At 60.3% G+C, this 19,928-nt stretch carries 13 protein-coding genes; 7 read left to right on the top strand and 6 right to left on the bottom strand.

Annotation, left to right across the window (positions count from 1 at the left end; translation table 11 throughout):
• Window positions 1-93: 93 nt before the first annotated feature.
• Both H1B37_RS16660 and H1B37_RS16655 read right to left on the bottom strand, forming a co-directional pair.
• Entirely contained in the window at window positions 94-846 is a 753-nt protein-coding gene (locus H1B37_RS16660) for a hypothetical protein (protein WP_182867784.1), read from the bottom strand.
• Window positions 847-1,082: 236 nt separating this feature from the next.
• Window positions 1,083-1,661, bottom strand: coding sequence for an anthranilate synthase component II (locus H1B37_RS16655; RefSeq protein WP_182867783.1), 579 nt, complete (start codon window positions 1,659-1,661; stop codon window positions 1,083-1,085).
• 336 nt (window positions 1,662-1,997) lie between these two features.
• Here H1B37_RS16655 and H1B37_RS16650 point away from each other — a divergent pair, with 336 nt between their 5' ends.
• Complete coding sequence (locus tag H1B37_RS16650) at window positions 1,998-2,549, top strand: DUF2617 family protein (RefSeq protein ID WP_182867782.1); 552 nt, start codon at window positions 1,998-2,000, stop codon at window positions 2,547-2,549.
• A gap of 94 nt (window positions 2,550-2,643) precedes the next feature.
• On the top strand, window positions 2,644-3,357 hold the full coding sequence (locus tag H1B37_RS16645; protein WP_182867781.1) for a HisA/HisF-related TIM barrel protein: 714 nt from the start codon (window positions 2,644-2,646) through the stop codon (window positions 3,355-3,357).
• Between the two features lie 391 nt (window positions 3,358-3,748).
• Here the strand turns inward: H1B37_RS16645 and H1B37_RS16640 are convergent, their stop codons facing one another.
• A complete protein-coding gene (locus tag H1B37_RS16640; protein WP_286177829.1) occupies window positions 3,749-5,002 on the bottom strand; it encodes a DEAD/DEAH box helicase in 1,254 nt (417 codons plus the stop codon).
• Between the two features lie 45 nt (window positions 5,003-5,047).
• A complete protein-coding gene (locus H1B37_RS16635) occupies window positions 5,048-6,178 on the bottom strand; it encodes a hypothetical protein (RefSeq protein ID WP_182867779.1) in 1,131 nt (376 codons plus the stop codon).
• A 607-nt stretch (window positions 6,179-6,785) separates the two neighbouring features.
• Between H1B37_RS16635 and H1B37_RS16630 the strand changes: the two genes are divergently transcribed.
• Both H1B37_RS16630 and H1B37_RS16625 read left to right on the top strand, forming a co-directional pair.
• Window positions 6,786-8,441 (top strand): BBP7 family outer membrane beta-barrel protein, encoded by a 1,656-nt coding sequence (locus H1B37_RS16630; RefSeq protein ID WP_182867778.1) that lies wholly within the window; start codon window positions 6,786-6,788, stop codon window positions 8,439-8,441.
• Between the two features lie 188 nt (window positions 8,442-8,629).
• Window positions 8,630-12,868, top strand: a complete 4,239-nt coding sequence (locus H1B37_RS16625) for a beta strand repeat-containing protein (RefSeq protein WP_182867777.1) — start codon at window positions 8,630-8,632, stop codon at window positions 12,866-12,868.
• A gap of 240 nt (window positions 12,869-13,108) precedes the next feature.
• Here the strand turns inward: H1B37_RS16625 and H1B37_RS16620 are convergent, their stop codons facing one another.
• Together H1B37_RS16620 and H1B37_RS16615 are read right to left on the bottom strand one after the other, a co-directional pair.
• Entirely contained in the window at window positions 13,109-13,516 is a 408-nt protein-coding gene (locus tag H1B37_RS16620) for a hypothetical protein (protein WP_182867776.1), read from the bottom strand.
• 308 nt (window positions 13,517-13,824) lie between these two features.
• Window positions 13,825-14,763, bottom strand: coding sequence for a putative 2-dehydropantoate 2-reductase (locus H1B37_RS16615; protein ID WP_182867775.1), 939 nt, complete (start codon window positions 14,761-14,763; stop codon window positions 13,825-13,827).
• Window positions 14,764-14,954: 191 nt separating this feature from the next.
• Between H1B37_RS16615 and H1B37_RS16610 the strand changes: the two genes are divergently transcribed.
• From H1B37_RS16610 to H1B37_RS16600, 3 genes are all read left to right on the top strand, one after another.
• Window positions 14,955-16,025, top strand: a complete 1,071-nt coding sequence (locus H1B37_RS16610) for a nucleoside hydrolase (RefSeq protein ID WP_182867774.1) — start codon at window positions 14,955-14,957, stop codon at window positions 16,023-16,025.
• Between the two features lie 142 nt (window positions 16,026-16,167).
• Entirely contained in the window at window positions 16,168-17,787 is a 1,620-nt protein-coding gene (locus H1B37_RS16605) for a DUF1559 domain-containing protein (protein ID WP_182867773.1), read from the top strand.
• A gap of 208 nt (window positions 17,788-17,995) precedes the next feature.
• On the top strand, window positions 17,996-19,885 hold the full coding sequence (locus tag H1B37_RS16600; RefSeq protein WP_182867772.1) for a sulfatase-like hydrolase/transferase: 1,890 nt from the start codon (window positions 17,996-17,998) through the stop codon (window positions 19,883-19,885).
• Window positions 19,886-19,928: the final 43 nt, after the last annotated feature.

Here is a 19,928-nt window from a genome sequence, read left to right as displayed (position 1 = left end):
GTTCGCACAGTCGCCGTGTTCTCCGAACTCGGCGTGCGCGAAACTGCGACGCGTTGCCCCGCGCCGACCTCGGAGAGGACGGCGACTGTCCAGCTAGGGCGCTGGCAGCGGCAGCATGCCGTGCTCGGTCACCCGATCGAGTTCGCGATAGCGGATGCGGACCAGATCGGTGGTGTCATCAAGCGCTTGCTTCATCCCGGCTTCGATCAACGATTGGACCTTTGCGTTATCAACACGGCCGCCGGGGCCGACGACCGAGGCCAGCGGCACGCGCATCTGTTCCATTTCTTTTGCCGCATCAAGAAAGTGTTTTTCGATCCGCGGATCCGAAGAGATTTGCACGTGATCGAACTCGTGCCGAACCACTCGGTCGTCCCAAAACCGATCCGACTCTGGCGGGCTGAGCAACCAGACATCGTGTGATGCGATCAGTTTGATCGATCGGAAGCGGACACGAACCAGCACCGTCGTTTGCCCCAGTGCCGCCCGCCCCGATCGTGTTTCGATCTGCCACCGCGCGCGGCTGTCGTATCGATAGCGAAAGGTGAATCGGGTTTCACCGGCCAACCGCCGGCCGGCGGGCAACGAACTTGGATCGCTGGTCGGTTGTCCGCCGGTGATCAACCGGACGGCTCCATCGCGAATCAACTTGGCGATTTCCGTCGGCGGCTTGGGCAATTCATCCAGACGGATTTCGGTGCCTTCGTCTTTCCCCTGCCGATTGGAATCGCGATCGACCGTCTGCCCCGTGATCGGTGTGACCAGCATCAGGCAAGCAACGATGGCAACACCGCATAACGCCACCCGATGATTCAGTGGTGAGCGTTCATGCGGAGGCTGGGACATCGAACGTCCGGGTTAAAAGTTCACTTGGCCGCGATTGATTCTACGATAGGGCAAATCACTTGCTCGCCTGTCACAGTTTGGTTGGGTGGAGATGGTTCAAAAACCTGATCACGATCCTCAGCGGTTTCCAGCGGGACGCGTCATGGCCTGTTGATTAAATCAGTTCCGCGGCGCCAGTCGCGGTTCTCGCCGCCACAAAACCGGGGCTAGCGCCCATCGGCTGATCGTTCGCTCCTTCACCACCGCAAGAAACGCGTCAACATTTCGATGCCCGGTTGGGTGAGAAAACTTTCCGGGTGAAACTGCCACCCTTCCAGTTGAAACGCTTTGTGTCGCACGCCCATGATTTGTCGTTGGCCTCCGGTGTCGGTCCAGGCGGCGACTTCTAAACAGTCAGGCATGGTTTCCGGGTCGATCACCAGACTATGGTAACGGGTCGCGACGAACGGATTGGCCAGCCCTTCGAACAGCCCTCTGCCGTCGTGAAAGATCTCGTCCGTCTTGCCGTGCATCAACTGTGGGGCGCGAATGATCGATGCTCCGAAGGCTTGACCGATCGACTGATGGCCCAGGCAGACGCCCAGCATGGGAACCTTGCCCGCGAAATGTTGGATGCACTCGACACTGACGCCGGCTTCGTTCGGCGTGCAGGGGCCCGGCGAAACCAGGATCCGATCCGGGGAGAGCGATTCCATTTCGCCGATCGAAATCTCGTCATTTCGAAACACACGCAACTGCGTCGTCTGGTCGATTTCGCCGAGCCGCTGCACGAGGTTGTAGGTGAAGGAATCGTAGTTATCGATGACGATGACCATGAAAAAGCCAGGTAACAACGGAGCGGTCTGTCAATGGGAATCTGAACGCGATCGGACAAAATCCAAATCTTTCATTTTGGGCGGTAAACGCTCTTCTGTCTCGTTCACGCGAGCATCTATAATGACGTGCATCAGGCGATTTGCCGAGAGCCTGACGCGTCACTTCGAATCGGAAAAGAGACGAAACGCTCGGCGGTTTGCGGCCCTCGGTCGCGCGTTATCGTAATCTGTTGTCCATCGCCGTTCGAATCGAACGCTCGCCAAGAATCGGATCTCGGTCCCGTTTTTGCAATCGATTCGGGCGCCTTATCATTCGTCGATCCCGGAATTCCGCCAGTGCTCTCGGTTCGCCCCAAAGTCGCCGAACTTGCTTTTCACGTCTTCAGTCGGTCGCTGCACCCCGAACTGTATCGGGTCCATCGCACACGTCGTATCGAGCGTAGTGCCTATCACGCTCAGATCAATATCACCAATTGCGGTCACGTGATCACCTGGAACACCACCGGCAAAACGCCAGTGACGGTGTGCGAAGTCGCGACCAGTGCCCACCAGCCACTGCCGTCCAAACGCTGCCTGATCAGCCAATCGCTCAAGGGCAGCCGGACCGAGAAGGCTGATTTCCACCTGGGAGTGGCCTACCGGACCCATTTCCAGCTCGAACCGGTCGCGCCGGACATGTTTTTCATGGTCCAGCAACAGCTCTCCAAACAGCCGACCGAAGGCTTGTTGCACACCTTCGACGCCAGCGGGCGGATGTCGCTGGGCGCCCTCAGCTACGTCAACATCGAAACCCGCCAGCGATCCATGCTGGTCCAAGCCATTCACACCTTCCCCGACGATTACGCGATCGTCAAAGTCGAATCACTGTTCTCGCTGCCCGACGCGTGATGCCTCCCCGTGGGATAGGCTTCCAGCCTGTCGACGCGAAATGACAGGCTGCAAGCCTATCCCACCTGACGCCTTCACGTCACGGTTCATCGGTGTGATCGATCTACAAGACGGGCTCGCCGTCCACGGTGTCGGCGGCGACCGTGACCACTACCTGCCCGTGGGGACATTCAACGCACCCGGACTCGCGGCACATCGCATCGACGGACACGTGCAACGTCTGATCGACGGCTACCACAGCGTCGGCATCGACTCGCTTTACGTGGCGGATCTCAATGGCATCCGATTTGGCGATTGGCAACAGCAACAAATTCGTTCGATCGTCGAGCGTTGCTCCGACCGCGGGTCACTCTTTCTCGATTTAGGTTTCCGTAACGCCATGCCACCGCAACGTTGGTCGTGGATCGAGTCACTCGTAAGCGATCACGCCAACGCCATCGTCATTTTAGCAACCGAGTGCGCAACCGACGTGTCGCTGGTGAGCGATCTGCTGACCCACCTGCCGCACGATCAAGTCGCGGTCAGTCTGGATTACAAAGACGGGCGTTGGCTGTCCGAAAACACATCGGAAGACGCGTGGTTTGACACCTGCCGCCGGGCAGACATCGCCACCGTTATCGGATTGGATCTGGCCAGCGTCGGCAGCACGTCGGTCCAGCGCACGCTCGAGTTATGCAGTCGGGTCCGACATCAATTGCCGAACACAAGCTACATCACCGGCGGAGGGATTCGCGGTTCCGCCGACGCCCGACGTCTGTTCGACGCCGGGGCCGATCAGTTGCTCGTCGCCAGCCTGTATGCCCGTTGATCGACCGCTGCTTTGTTTTCAAATGGGGGGGGCAGTCGCGGTCCCCATCAGAACATCGATTGCCTTAGTGACGGATTCGATCGTAGCGGAAGTCACCAAGACTTTCGTTTTCGGGGGGCGGAGGCGACGCTTCAAACGCAGGCCCTCTCTGGCGTTTGGATGGGGGCAAAGCTTCGCTTTTTCACGCACGCCGAGTTCGGAGAACACGGCGACACTCGGAACGCATTGTCAGAATCGCAAACTGAATTGCGTGCGAATACTTGGCTTTGTCCCTAAACCCATAGCGGAAGCCGCCAAGGCTTTCGACTCGCAGCAGTCCACACGGGAAAAGCCGAAATTCTTGGCGAATTCCGCTACCACGTTCGACCCTTGCCGGGTTCTGGGACAAATACTACCGGCGTCGTTTGACTTTTCGGTGCATCGGGTTGAGCCGCTTTCGCATCGGGTCGGCTTCCTTCTTTTCCGGTTCGGCCGGCTTCTCCGGGGCTTCGAACCCGGGGATCGAATCCCGGATCAGCAGTTTGTTGATCCGCTGTTCGATGCTGGTCAAAAAATCGCCTTGGCCGGGAACGATGAACGTGAATGCCACGCCGTCGCGGCCCATTCGTCCGGTCCGGCCGACACGGTGCACGTAGTCGTCGCTGTCCTCGGGGACGTCGTAGTTGATGATGTGCGAGATTGTGCTGATGTCGATGCCGCGTCCGACGACATCGGTGGCGACCAGGATCTCCAAGTTCCGATCGCGCAATCGCTGCAGCACTCGGTCGCGTTCGCGTTGTTGCATGTCGCCGTGCATCGCCGCACACGACGGATGGTCCTTGCTGAGCGCCCGATAAAGTCGATCGGTGCCGCGTTTCGTGCGGCAAAAGATGATCGCCTGCTCCGGCTTCTCGCGTTCCAACAGCGCCACCAACAGCTCCTGTTTGCGATCTTGCGGGATCGTGAAATAGTGCTGCTCGATCGTTTCGACCGACATCTCATTCTTGCAGCAATCGATCACGATCGGGGCCTCCATGTAGGACTCCGCCAACCGCTGAACGGTCGGGGGCAAGGTCGCCGATAGCAGCAGCGTTTGCCGGTCTCGCGGACACTTGCGCAAAATCCGTTCGATCTGCGGACGGAACCCGATGTCCAACATCCGGTCGGCTTCATCTAGCACGACACACCAGACGTCTTTGGTCCGCAGCGAACGTCGTTGCAAGTGGTCGTGCAACCGACCCGGAGTTCCGACCACGATCTGGGCACCGTTTTCCAGCTGTCGCAATTGGGTGCGAATATTTTTGCCGCCGGCCAGGACCGCGATCTCGGTGGGGACGCCCGCAGCCAAACGCTGGGCCTCGCGTCCGACCTGGTCGGCCAGCTCGCGCGTCGGCACGACCACAATCGCTTGCGGGTCGCGACAATCTTCCAGCGAATCGAGCTGTTCAAGAATCGGGATCGAAAAAGCAGCCGTTTTCCCGGTCCCGGTGCGGGCCTGACCGATCACGTCCAGCCCCTGTAGGGCCAGCGGGATCAATTCTGCTTGAATCGGTGAAGGTTTTTCAAATCCGGCTTTGGCGAGCGCTCGTCGCATCACCGGAGACAAGTCCAAGTCGTCGAAACTGGCTTTTGCAGGATCGAGGGTTTCCATTTGTTGTGCATTCATCCCGCTAGCATAGCGGCATCGCGCGTTTTCCACTACGACAGCTGCTCAACCTCGCGGCAACCAATTTGCAGACGCGACGGATTGTTCCAGCCGCACCCGGCCCTGACAGCGCATTTCCTCCTCCGCAGCGGCCATGCGGACGTGGACAATCACGTCTTGGCCGTCGGGAATCCGGTCCTGCCACTCGATCGGGACATGAATCCCGTCAATCGGGGTGCTGCGGACCATGTCGCGAACCTGGACGGGGTCAAAATCCCAGCGCCCGATCGAAGCGTCGTCCGAATCGTCCTCGGGGTCCAACACCACCACCGTCAAATCGGCGTCGACGTCAAAGTTCTCCAGCGACAGTGTTCGGCCCTCCTGGTCCACCACCGTCACGATCAATAACAGACCGTCGACTTCGGCGTCTTTGTCGAATTGGTGGCCGCCGGAAAGCCCATCGTGCAGCTCCAATCGATCCGGGATCGCCAACGGCGCCGGCTCCGAGGGCTCGAACCCCATCTTCTTTGCATCGCTCGGCGGTGTCACTTTCCCCGGCGGCGACTCGGGATCTTCATCCGGAGGCAGCGGCGGGCCGGGGATGATTTGATCGTCCATCAGCTCGCCCTCGCCGGGCGGAATCAACTCTGCCGGCGGCGGTAGCTCCGAGAACGGCCCCTCGGATTCCGCCGGCGGCGGTGTCTCGATCGCTTCTCGCGGCATCCCCAGGCCCTCATTGGGAGGATCCACCAACGGCTGCGGCGATTGGGGTGTGGGTGGATCGGGCGTCGGTTCAGGTTCCGGCGCGAGGTCCGCTGGTTTGTCTTCGTTTGCAGGCGGCAGCGGCAATCCCGCCGCCGGTTCTGCCGCCGGTTCAGGCTGCACCGGCGGTGAGACAGCCGGTGGATCAGCCGCAGCGGGCGGATCCAGTTCCAGCAGTTCGTACTCGTCCGGCGGACTGGGGGTGGACGGACTTGTGGGCCGGCGTTCGCTGCGTGTCCGTGGCGGTACGACCGAATCGTCGGCGGCATCTCGCATCCGCGATCGTTCTAATTCGTCGCGGAGCACTCGATTCTGGTAATCGGCGTCATACAACTGGTCCTCCAGAATCCGGATCTCGTTGGCCATCTTGGCGCGATACAGATCCTCGTGCGCGCGGCCCCGACAGCCTTGTGTCAGCAACAGCAAGCAACACACGGCCAGCCAATGCGACCAAGGGCGCGCAGCTCCATTGCTAGCACTCCAGGCTGTTTTGGTTTGCCTGGAGCGTGGCGAGAAAGGAACGAAATCGACCGATCGGGCTGTCACAAGGATCTTTGAAAAACTCTGGCGATTGACTGAAGAATCCGCGTCGAACGGACGGAGCGCCCGTTCGCAGTCTGTCGAGTACCAATCCGAAGCCGTTCAGGTCAAGGGTTCCTGGAGTGGGGCAGGGTTTCAGGTTTCAGGTTCAATCGGTCAGATAGGGCCCATTCGTCCCCTAGGTCCTATTTCCCCGCTGCGCCCAGCTTCCAATAGGACCAATGCGACTGATGGGACCAATGCGCCACCGCCGGCTGTCAACCTGTAACGATTACGCCGACCTTGACGAATTTTCCGATTTTTCCGGTTTTGTCTTCAGGTTCGTTTGGGGCGTCGTCGATACCGCATCTGACGAGTCGTGCCCGCAGCGTCAAACGCGGCGGCACTCCGAAAACCATGGCTACGACTGGCCTCCCATTGCCATCACGGCAGTCCTCCGCGAGCGTCGCGGAGTTTGCCGTAGCCGGGTTTTACCCCCCCAGAGTCTCAAGTGGTGACGACCGTGCCAAACTTCCAAATCCCCCGTCCGCTCACCGCCGTTTTGCTGACGGCGCTTACGCTCAGCCCACTCGGCGCCCAGACGGCATCGAGCCAGCGTGGCGACGATGCTGATCACCGCGAGCACGTCCAGGCAGCTCGAGCGAGTTGGACGCCCACGCGAACTCCGTCTGCGGCGAAGCCGGCGGTCCAGCGATCTTCCCGGACCACCTCGGTCCAACCCAAGAACAGCCGTCACGCCCAAGCGGTTCGGCCCAGCCAACGATCCAATCGCCCCTCGGATGCCGCCGCCAAACGGCCCTCCGAAGTGCGTCAGGCGGGACACTACATTCCCACGCCTCCGCCGATGGAAGGTGAAATCATTTACGAATCGGCGATCGTCGACGGTTCTTGCGATGCGATGGGACCGGCATGCGGCTGCGACGGAGTCGGTTGCGATTCCATGGGGGCATGCCAACCGGGTTGCGGCTGCAGCCTGTGCGGCGAACTTCCCAGCGGACGCGCCTGGCGACCTGCGCTGACGCTGAGTCTTCCCCAGGACGGCTGGGTTTCCTTTGAAGGGCTGGGGATGTGGTCCGACGGCATGGAACTGCCGGCCTTGGTGACCCAATCCCCCTCGGGCACCGATCAAGCCGATGCCGGAGTGCTGACCCGCAGCAATACGACGACGCTCTTTGGCGGCCCCGGACGAGCCCTGTTTGACGATTCACGCACCGGTTGGAGACTGCGATTCGGATTCTGGCTCGACCGCTGCCACACCTGGGGTGTCGGTGCGGACTACCTGGAACTGGACCGTGAAAGCGAGACTTTTTCGGCCACCAGCACCGGAGATCCGATTCTGGCACGCCCCTTCTTCAACACGCTGACCGGCCGCGAAGACGCCGAGTTGGTGGCACTCAATAACGGTGCTGACATTCAATTGACCGGGACCGTCGCCGTGACCGCCTACAGCGAATTGACCGGCGGCAGCGTCTACCTGCGACGCATGACCTGTTGCGACGAAGGTTGCCGACAGTGGTTGTTCTGTGGCTGTGCCGGCCACTACTGCACGCGGTCGGAATTCCGTGTCGGGTACCGATTCATGCAACTCGATGAAGGCGTCGGCATCAGCGAAGACTTGACCAACAACGGCACGTTCAACATCGGCGACTTCGACATCATGGATCAATTTGATACCGAGAACCAATTCAACGGCATCGACTTGGCCTGGAACCACCGCCTGACCCGCGGTTATTGGACCTGCGAAAGTCTTGTCCGTTTGGCCATCGGGAACACCCGTCAAACCGTTCGCATTGCGGGGCAGACCACGATCGTCGACCGCAACGATCCGAACAACCAAACCACCGAAACCTACGACGCAGGCCTGTTGGCACTGGCGTCCAACAGTGGAACGCACCAGCAAGACGAGTTCTCGGTGTTGCCCGAAGTCAATCTGACGCTGGGTTACCAGTTGACCGATCACTTGAAAGCGACCTTCGGCTACACCGGCATCTACTGGTCCAACGTGGTCCGTCCCGGAGATCACATTGCGACCATGATCGACACCAATCAGTTGCCGCCGGCGATCGCGGGCAACAGCGACCCGCGTCCCCAGTTCGCCTTTGACACGACCGACTACTGGGCACACGGATTGACCTACGGCCTGGAATACAGGTGGTAGGAGTACCGGTGGTAATCGTTACAACCTGCAGACCGGTGAATTCTTTTCCGCATCGGGTCGATAGCAGCGATTGAGACTGATCTCTCCCCGAACAATTGAACGCCGTCGACGACTCAGGCGGTCCATCACCCACGATCCCGGCATCGTGAGCGTCGGCGTTCGGATCACCCGATAACAGGAAGGTTCCCATGGTCTGGCAACGAATGATTCAGCGACTGGCTGGTCGCAAGCGTCGTTCAAACACGGAAGCGAAGCACAACGACAAACGTCGTCGCGTGTTGCGTCACGAGTCATTGGTCAAACGCGAATTGCTGGCCGCCGATATCGGTGCAATCTCTGGCGTCGCTTTCACGGACCTGACCGGCGACGGTCTGACCGGGGATGACCCACGTTTGGAAGGGGTGACGGTTGAACTCTATCGCGACACCAACGCGAACAACACGTACGATGCCGGAACCGACGTGTTGGTCGACACCGTCACGACCGACACCAATGCGGACCCCGTACCGGGGCAATATCGCTTCGACGACCTTTCGGTAGACACCTACTTCGTGGTTCAGGGCGCCGCACCCGGTGACGTCGACGAACCGTCGGCTCAACTGGTCCAGATCACCGCCGATGACGCCGATGGCGAAACCATCGTGACGATCGATGACTTCACCAGCGGTGCGCAAATCGCGACCGCCGTTGCAACACAGACGGTCGATCAATCTGTCTCGGCGGGGAATGCCTTGGGTCAATTTCGAGACGCCAGGCTGACCCATACCGGTGCTGCCGGCAACACGACGTTCCAAGTCGATACCGCCAACCAATTGATGAGTCTAAGCACCGGTGGCGGGGCGACCAGCGAAGTCACGGTCGAGTATGACGGGAACGACGGAGCCTTCGGATTGACCGTCCCGCCCGGATTCTCGCCGACCTCATCCCTGGCAGGTGGGACCGCCGGCGGGGCCGTGCCGACCAACACCGGGATCGAACTCGTCGGTCGCGGGGCCAACCAGGCAGAGACGATGACCGTGACCGTCATCACCTCGGCAACCGAAGCGTCGGAAATCACGATTCCAGTTCAGCAGAATGCGACGCTGCAATCAATCTTTGTCGAATTCACCGATGCCGGATGGGGAACAAGCTCTCTCGCAGGAGTCACCGCGCCGGCCGACTTCAACAGCGTCATCGCGATTCGCGCTCAAGCGGCCATCACCAACGCCGACAACGACATCTTCTTTTCGGTGGTCGAATCACGTGGACCGGCCCCGGTCACGACCAATTTGCAAAACACGCAATTGTTGACATTGGGCGGGAACGTCTTCTCTGATTTCGGCGGTGGGACGGACACAAACAACGGTCAACTTGACGGCGGCGAAACGGGGGTCTCCGGAGTCACCGTCGAACTGTACGCCGAACCCGGTGGCGGTGGCGCAATCGATCCGAGCACGCAAACCGCGGTTGCAACCACGACGACCGACGGCAACGGTGACTATTCCTTTGCCCAGCTCTCCGCGGGTAACTACTTGGTCGTGATTCCCGAATCCGAGTTGGGAGCGGGGCAATCCTTGTTCGGCCACGTCTCCAGTACCGGAAATGACCCCGCCGCGGATCCGGACGACGACGTCAGTGACGACGACAACGGAACCCTCGTCGCGGGCGTGGGAATCGTCACCGGCGAAATCACCTTGGTCGCCGGCGCCGAACCCACCGACGACGGTGATACCGATTCCAGCACCAATCTGTCCCTGGACATTGGTGTCGTCCCGACCTTCGATCTGGAGATCACCAAGACGCTCGACTCGGCCGCATCGACGCTGCAAAGCGGTGGCGAAGCGTTCTTTGACATCGCGTTCCAAAACAACGGTCCGCTGGATGCCACCAATGTCGTGATCGCCGACGTGATTCCCGCCGGGATGACGATCGATCAGGCGAATTCCAACTTCGGGACCTACACGCCGACGATCAATGGCCAAGACCTCAGTGTCGCGATCGGCGCGCTTGCCGCCGGTGCCAGCGACACCATCCGGATCGCCGTGGACATCGACAACGGCCAGACCGCGGATTTGACCAACACCGCCACGATCTCCGGCGATCAGGTCGAAACCGACGACACCAACAACTCCGATGACGCCGACGTGCCGATCGAGAGCACCGATTTGGCAATCACGAAAAGCGACAATACGACCGGTTCGGTCGTCGCCGGAGAACAATTCACGTACACGATCACGGTGACCAACAACGGGCCGGACACCGCGACCGGCATCGTCGCCACCGACAGCTTGCCGAGTGATCTGTCGTTCGTCAGCGCCACGTTCACCACCGGCAGCGGCACGGTGACCGAAAACCCGGCCGACAGCGGCAATTTGTCGATCAGCATCGATGACCTGGCCGCATCCGCATCGGCCGTCATCGACGTCGTGGTGCTGGTCGCCGCCGACGCCGGCGACACGCTCAGCAACACCGCCACGGTCACCGGGACCCCTGACACCGATTCGGACACCAGCAACAACAGCGCGAGCGAAACGACCCCCGTGGTTCGCAACGTCGATGTCGGCGTCACCAAAACGACCACCGGCACCGCGGTTGCCGGCGGACAACTGACCTACACCGTCGAAGTGACCAACAACGGCCCCGGCGAAGCCCGCGGCGTGGAAGTCACCGACACGCTGGATTCACGTCTGACGTTTGACAGTTTCGATGCCGGAACCTCCGGCGTGACGATCGCCCAGAACGGCCAAGATCTGACGTTCACGGTCGGCACCCTGACCAGCGGGCAAACCGAAACGTTCACCTTCGTCGTCGACATTGCCAGCTCGGCCACCGGAACGCTCAATAATCAAGCTGACATCACCACCACCGATGTCGATACCGATGGGGCCAACGACAGCGATGACGTGGATGTGGCGATCACGGTCGACACCGACTTGGTGATCAGCAAGAGCGTTGATTTGGCAACGGCCGTCCCCGGCCAAGACACGCTGACCTACACCTTCACGATCTCCCACGACACCGACAGCGTCAGTGATTCCGGTCAAGTCACGTTCACCGACACGCTGCCGGCCGGGTTGACCGGGTTGACGATCGACGCCCCGGACGCCACCTCGTCCGGATTCGACACCGCACAACAGACCGTGACGGTCGTACACGACCCGATTCCCGTCGGGGAAACGCGTACGTTCACCGTCACCGCGTCGGTCAACGAAGACGCCACCGGATCGATCGACAACACCGGCAGCATCAGCGTCGCGGGTGGCGAGTCCGACACGACCAACAACAGCGACACCGCCACGACCGCAATCACGCCGCAATTCGACGTGACGCTGACCAAGACCGCCGGGGACACGACTCCGGATCCGGGCGAAAACGTCACCTACACGATCGAGTTGACCAATTCCGGTCCCAGCACGGCCACCAACGTCGTCTTGACCGATGACGTGCCGACCGGGCTGACCTTCGTCAGCGGAACCTTGGACGGACAATCGGCGACCCTGTCGGGCAACACGGTGACGTTCCCCGCGATCTCGCTGGACGAAAACGAAACGCTGGCCGCCACCTTGGTCTTCACCGTCGGCGTGGACACCAGCGGCACGGTGACCAACACCGCAACCGTCACCGCCGATAGCGGCGAAACCGACACGACCAACAACACCGCGTCGGCAACCATCACCGGCACGCCGCAGGCCGATCTGACGGTTGAAAAGACGGTCGATGATGACATCGCGCAAGCCGGCGAAACGCTGGTCTACACCGTCACCGTGACCAACGACGGCGTCTCCACCGCCTTTGATTCGGTCGCCACCGACACGCTTCCTTCGGGAGTCACGTTCGTCAGCGGGACCGATCAAAACAACAACACTCTGTCGGCCACGGGCGGTGTCGTCACCGTCGACGCCGGCGATTTGGCCCCCGGTGCGTCGTTCAGCTTTACGATCAACGCCACGGTCGACGCCGACGCAAGTGGAAACCTGCAAAACGTCGTAGTTGTGTCAACAACAACCGATGAATCGGACGATACCAATAATACCGATCAAGCGACCACGGCCGTCGACCCGATGATTCGCTCGATCAGTGGCTCGGTCTACTTTGATCGCGATAACGATGGCGTCCGCGACGCCGACGAAACCGGGATCCAAGGCGTGACGATCCGGCTGACCGGCACCGATAGCTCCGGAAACGCGATCGACGAACGCACCGTACTGACCGACGCCAACGGCGATTATGAATTCACCCAACTCGGTGCAGGAACCTACCAGGTCGAAGAGATTCAACCGGAAGACTTCGTGACCGGCCAGAACACCGTCGGCAACGGAGCGACCGCGACGGTCGTCGACGATGTCTTCACCGATCTCGCACTCGGGATCGATGAAAATGCGACCGACTTCAACTTTGGAGAACGAGCCCAGGTGCTATCGAAACGACGCTTCCTCGCGTCATCGTGATGAATGTCCCTCGTGGAACGACCGTTCGTCTCGCACTTCGCCGGAGCCGGTGATGTAGCGAAATGCTGAAAGACGAACGACGTCGCCACGGGCACCGTGACATCGCACGCATTGGTGAGGAAGCCGCCAACGCACGGCCTTTCGGGGGGAAGGCCGTGCGTTTTTTATGCGCCGCTACAATCTGCGTTCGCTACGAATGTCAATGAAAATTGCCCCCATCTCCAATAACCAAGGGCTCCCTCACGGACCGTTGACGACCTGAGCTGTGCGACGTTTCCCCGAGCACATCGGGAACACCGGCAGCAGATCCCCGATCTCCAAGACCTTTCCCGTCTGATCCCTGACGCGAAAGTTCGTCTCTCCCTCGCCGAGCCGATCGAGCAGATCTTGCCTGCCGTCCGCCACCGTGACATCCAGGACATCGCCGGTTTTCAATTGAATCGCTCGCGCACCTGCTGGAAAGATTGAACCGTAGTCCTGTTGATAACACTGCTTCAAATGGACTCGGTAAAGTTCAATCGCCAAACGGGCCGCTTCGGAGTTGGCTCGCGTGGCATCGTCTTGCAGCCGCCGCCGGTCCACCCACCAACCACACATCGCAGCGGTGGAAAGAACGACTAGCAGAATCGTCGAGAGGCGAAACTTCATTGGGGGTGACTCTCCGCGCGGATTGTCAGCAGCGCGTGGGCACGTTGCGCAGCGGTGGGTGATGAGACGAGCGCAGTAGTGTATCCGATCGCCAATCCGTCAATGTTGATAGAACCCGCCGTGACGACGCCGACCTGCTCAGCCAAGGGCGTGCGGTTTGTAGGTCGTTGATTTTAAAGGGTATTTGCGGATTACTCTGGCGGCCCTGTACCACCTCAAAGAAAAACCGTCCTGCTAGAGAGTGAAGAACGTAAGAGCCTGCTATCAGAGCGGTTAAGAACCGCACGGCCTCGGCTGGGAGGGCTGGGCTACGCACCTCCCGCCTGGCGCGCCGCTTCCATGAACTCCAACATCTGGTACAGCATCTCGGTCTTGGGCATCGCCACTCCGGCTGCCTTGGCCGTATCGATCGGCGTCTTCAAAATCCGCTGCAATTCCATCGGTCGCCCGGCCAAGTAATCCAGACGCATGCTGCTGTCATAGGGCTTCATCGTCCGCGTATGGTCGATCGTCTTTTCGATCCAGGCGGCGTCGATCGATGCACCACAGGCACCGGCGGCGCGATGCACTTCGGTGATGATGTCCCGGATCAGGTCGACCGATGATTCGTTGCCGATCAATTTGTCCGTCGATGCGTCGAGCGCGACGGACAGCCCGTTAAAGGGGATGTTCCACATCAATTTCCGCCAACGCACCATGTTCAAATCGTCCGACGTTTGGACTTCGATCCCCGCCGCCGTCATCTCGGCACAGATCTGGTCCGCTTTGGCCAACGTCGCGGGACTGTTTTGGTAAGGACCAAAAACGATCCGCCCGTAATCGATGTGGCGGATGTGCCCGGGGCCGACCTTGTTGCTGCACAAGAAACAGCAACCGCCAAAAACTCGCTCCGGGCCGATCATCTGGGCGACATCTTTTTCCACCCCCAGTCCGTTCTGCAACACCAAAGCCACTCCGCCGGCACCGGTCGGCTTGGCCAGCAGTGACGGCAAGGAATCGTTGTTGACGGTTTTCAGACCGATCAGCGTGACGTCGCAAGCGGGCATGGTGTCAACCGAGCCGTGGGCGTTGACCTGCGTCAGATCGAAATCTCCCCAGTGACTTTCGATTTTCCACCCCTGGTCGCGGACATGTTCATAATCCGAGCGCAACAAGAAATGGACATCGTGTCCGGCCCGGGCGAGCATCGCGCCGTACAGGCCGCCGACGGCTCCGGATCCAAGAATCGCATAGCTTTGCTGGGTCATATCGTTTGCTGATTGGGAAGCCAAAAGAACGGTTCGAGGGACACGGTGGCCTTCAACTTACGAAACTCCGGGCCGGTTCCGCTACCAAGCCCTGGCGAAACCGCGTCGGCCCCGACTACAATTTGGCACAATCGTTTGTGCAGCTGCGTTTTTAGCCGCTGTGTTTTCCCCCCCGCCAAATGATGCCACCGATGAGCTCCCTGCCGATCCCCTTCCCCCGACTCTGTCTGGCCGTCTCCCTTACCTCTACGTTACTCGCGGTCTCGCACGTCGCTGCCGCCGATCCCGCCACGCCCCCCCGTCGTCCCGTCCAACTGATCTTTGACACCGACATCGGAAACGATTGCGACGACGTGATGGCGATGGGCGTGATCCATTCGCTGCAGTCCCGTGGCGAGTGTGAATTGCTGGCCGTGACGATCACCAAAGACAACCCGCTGGCCGCGGCCTTCACCGACGCGCTGAACACGTTTTACGGCCGTGGCGAGATTCCGATCGGCGTCTGTGACAGTGGAGTGACGCCGGAAAAGGGTCGGTTCAACGTGTTGGCCGAACAACGCGACGACGGTCAACTGCGTTACCCGCACGATCTCCGACCGGACACCGAGCCACCGTCGGCGGTGGACGTCCTGCGTCAAACCTTGGCCGCGGCCGAGGACCACAGCGTCGTGATCGCGCAGGTCGGGTTTTCGACCAATCTGGCCAATCTGTTGCGTAGCGGACCGGACAAACACAGCAAGTTGTCGGGCGTGGAACTTGTCAAGCAAAAGGTGCGTCTGCTCTCAGCCATGGCCGGCGCCTTCACCAAGATCCCCAACAACAAGGGCGAACTGCACGACCACCGCGAATACAACGTGGTCAAGGATCTGGAGAGTGCTCGATACCTGGCCGAGCATTGGTCGGCCCCGATCCTTTGGAGCGGATATGAGATCGGATTGAACCTGCGTTATCCGCACGAGAGTATTGAAAAGGACTTTGGCTACGTCGATCACCACCCGATCGCCGAGGCCTATGTGCTGTACAACCCGCCGCCCCACGATCGTCCGACGTGGGATTTAACCTCGGTGTTGCACGCCGTCCGTCCGGACCGAGCCTACTTTGATGTTTCGCCACCCGGTCGCGTGACCGTTGACAAGGATGGGCTGACGACCTTCGAGCCCGTCGAAGGCGGTCGGGATCGCTATTTGATTTTGCGTGGCGATCAAAAAGGCCGCGCCACCGAGGCCTTGGTCGGCCTGACCAGCCAACCACCGTCGAAGTAGATCGACGACGCAGGCCGTGGGAGAGGCTTCCAGCCTGTCAATGCCGCGCCGACAGGCTGGAAGCCTATCCCCACTGGCCGGATGGTCTCTGAGGAATGCGTTAGAATTGGCCTTGCCCCAATCCCCACGCCCGGAGACCTCCATGATTTCCCGCAAGATTCTGAGTTCCACCACGGCCGCTTGGCTGTGCGCTGTCGCTTTACTCACGCCGCAACCGGCGCTGGCACAAACCGCTGAAAAACTTTCCACCGAGTACGTGCCCGACGACGCCGTCGCGGCGGTTTACCTTTCACCGCGACAAATATTGACCTCGCCCGACTGGAAACTGGCGCCGATCGAAGTCGCCCAGGCGGCGGGATTGCAATACGTCGGCGTCGACCCGCTGAACATCGACGACATCAAAATCGTCGTCGGCATGCCCGGCCCGATGGGGCCGCAGGCGGGCGCGGCGATTGAATTGAGCGTCGACTTCGCGATCGACCAACTTAACCCGATGATCCTAAGCGAGTTCGAACCCAAGGAAGTCGAGGGGCTGAAAGTCTATGAGAGTCGCCGACCGCCGATCGTGCGTCTGCATCAAGCCGGACCACGGACGATTTTGGTCGGCAGCGGCGGCTACCTGACCAAGATGTTGGCCGCCGGCGAAGGTGGCACGGGTCAGGTCGCCAGTTTGGCGTCGCGAATCACACGGCGAGACGGCGTGACCTTGCTGGCCGGCATGCAACAGATCCGTCCGATGGTGACGGGACTGCTGCGACAAAACGCCGGTCAAATGCCTCCGCCGCTGCGTGAATTGACGGAATTCGCCGAGTACTCCGACGCACTGTATGTCAACATCGACTACGCCCCCATGTCCGGCTCGCTGATGCTTTCCGCGATCGGCCGCGATGAAGACTCCGCAGCCAAACTGGAAGACGCCTTGAACCAAGCGATCGATTTCGGCCGCATGATGGCGACCGGCGAGATGATGAAGAACGTCAAAGGCCAAGATCCGGTCAACCAGGCGATGGCCAAGTACATCGAACGGCTGGGCACCGAGATCGCAGCCATGATGCGTCCCGAGAGAAGCGGCAAAATCGTGACTGTCAGGCTCTCGGGGAACGTCGGCACGACCGGAATCCTGGTCGGGTTGCTGCTGCCAGCCGTCCAAGCCGCTCGTGAAGCGGCGCGTCGTATGCAAGCCAGCAACGAATTGAAACAAATCGGGTTGGCTCTACACAACTACCACGCGACCTACAAGACGTTTCCCGACCGTGCGATCCGAGCCGACGACGGCACACCGCTGCTCAGCTGGCGGGTCGCGGTCCTGCCCTTCATCGAACAACAACAGCTCTACGAGCAATTCCATTTGGACGAACCCTGGGACAGTCCCCACAACCGCCAACTGATCGAGCAAATGCCTCGCACCTATGCCGACCCCAGCGCGATCGTGCCTCCCGGACACACCGTGTTCCAGGTGCCCCAGGGCGAAGGCATGATGTTTGAAGATTCGGGGAAAACCAGGATCCGTGACATCACCGACGGCACCTCCAACACCATCTTGGCGATCGAAAGCAGTGCCCAAGCGGCGGTGCCGTGGACCAAACCCGCGGACCTGCAGATCGACCCATCCGATCCGCTCACGAACACCGGCGACAACCGCCCCGGTGGCTTTCACGTGCTGATGGGCGACGGTGCGGTCCGATTCATCGCCAACTCCATCGATCCCGAAGTCTTCAAGAAACTGCTGACGCGGGCCGGCGGCGAACCGGTTAATTTTTAGTTGTTCGACTTTTTGGCGGATCGTAACAGCCAGCGTCTCACCCGAGCACGGACGCTCGGCCGGCCCGACGTAGCTACCTTCGCCAGAAGGTGGATACCCGTGTTTTCCACGCTCTGGCGAGCGTAGCTACGTTGTAACGCGCCCGGTTGATACGCCGGACGCCCGTGCGAACCCTCTCATTGATTCCTCACTGACAAAACGTTTTCAAATGACTCGCCCCCTCGCCGTTTGCTTCTCCCTCCTTTGCCTCGCAACCCTGGCGTCCGCCGCACCGCCCCGGTCGAACATCCTGTGGCTGTCGTGTGAAGACATCAGCCCACACCTCGGCTGCTATGGCGACGAGCACGCGATCACGCCCAACCTGGACCAACTTGCCGAGGAAGGCGTCCGCTACAGCCATGCGTTCACGACCGCCGGAGTCTGTGCGCCGTGTCGCAGCGGGATCATCACCGGGATGTACCAAACGACACTTGGGACGCATCACATGCGTTGCACCGCGACGTTGCCCGAGGGGATCCATCCGTTTCCCAAATACCTGCGTGACGCCGGGTACTTCTGCACCAACAATTCGAAACAGGACTATCAATTCAAAACGCCCGCTGACACGTGGGATGTCTCCTCCGGCAAGGCGCATTGGCGTGACCGCGGCAATGACGACACGCCCTTCTTCGCCGTGTTCAACTTCACCGGCTGCCATGAATCCGGCATCGCACGAAAAAGCAAGTACCAGGACGTGACCGAGGTGTTGACCGCCGACCAACGTCAGGATCCCACAAAATTGCAACTGCCGCCCTACTACTGCGACACGCCGATCACCCGCGAGGATTGGAAACGCAACTACGAGCTGATCACCGCCATGGATCACTGGGCCGGCGGATTGATTCAGCAGCTGAAGGACGACGGCCTGTACGAAAACACGATCATCATGTTCTGGTCCGATCACGGCGTCGGATTACCACGAGCCAAACGCTGGCTGTACGAATCGGGTACACACATTCCATTGATCGTCCGCATTCCCCCAGCGTATCGTGTCGATGACCAGGGCACCCCGGGGACCGTTTGCGACGACCTGGTCAGCTCGATCGACTTCGGACCAACCGTCTTGAACCTCGCCGGTCTCGACCAGCCCTCGTCTGTTCAAGGACAACCGTTTCTGGGAAGCGATTTGCCGGCGCCCAGGCAATACGTTTACGGCGCACGCGACCGCATGGACGAACGCTACGACATCATCCGTATGGTTCGTGACAAACGTTTCCGCTACCTGCGCAACTTTGAACCGCTGAAAAGCTATTACCAATACATCAACACCTGCGAAAAAGGCGCCACGATGCGTGAGCTGAGACGGTTACATGACGCGGGTCAACTTCCGCCAGCGGCCGAATACTATTTCTCGCCCACCAAGCCGGTCGAAGAACTCTACGATTGCGATGCCGATCCGCACGAAATCAACAACTTGGCCGACGACCCGGCCTACGCCGATGCGTTGAAACGGATGCGTGATGCGCAAACCCAGTGGATCGCCGACACGGGTGACTTGGGATTGATCCCCGAAGCGATTCTTGCCGAGCGCGCTGAAACGTTGGGAAGCGAGTACGCCGTTCTGCGACAGGTCGATGCGGATCGATACAACCAACGGCTCGGCGCGATCGCGGTCGCCGCTTCCAGCGGTCCGTCGGCATTGAACAAGTTGGTCGATGCCGCCGAAGACGACGACAGTGCCATTCGATACTGGGCGGCGACGGGGATCGGCAATCTGGGCACGGTCGCAAAACGGGCCGCCGCGGATTCGATGAGGGCACGACTGGGCGATGATTCCTCGGCCGTCCGCACCGCTGCGGCCCGCGCGTTGTGCCGGATGGAATTGCCCAAGGCTGCACTGCCGGTCTTGATCCATGAGCTGACCACCGGTGCCCAGTGGGAACGGCTGCAAGCGGCCATCGTGCTCGATGAAATCGATGAACAGGCGCTGCCGGTGATCGAGCAGATGCGGCAGGGATTGCAGTATCAAAAAGGCTTCAATTCCGACGGCAAGTACCGCGTCCGCGTGACCAACCGCGCCCTCAACGAACTTGAGGGAACGAATAACGTCGTGGATTGATGCGGGGAGCGAATTGGCAGACTGATTCGGGGCAGAATGATGG

The organism is Stieleria mannarensis, assembly GCF_014154935.1.
Lineage (GTDB): Bacteria > Planctomycetota > Planctomycetia > Pirellulales > Pirellulaceae > Stieleria > Stieleria mannarensis.
This window is presented reverse-complemented; position numbering and strand designations above follow the sequence as displayed.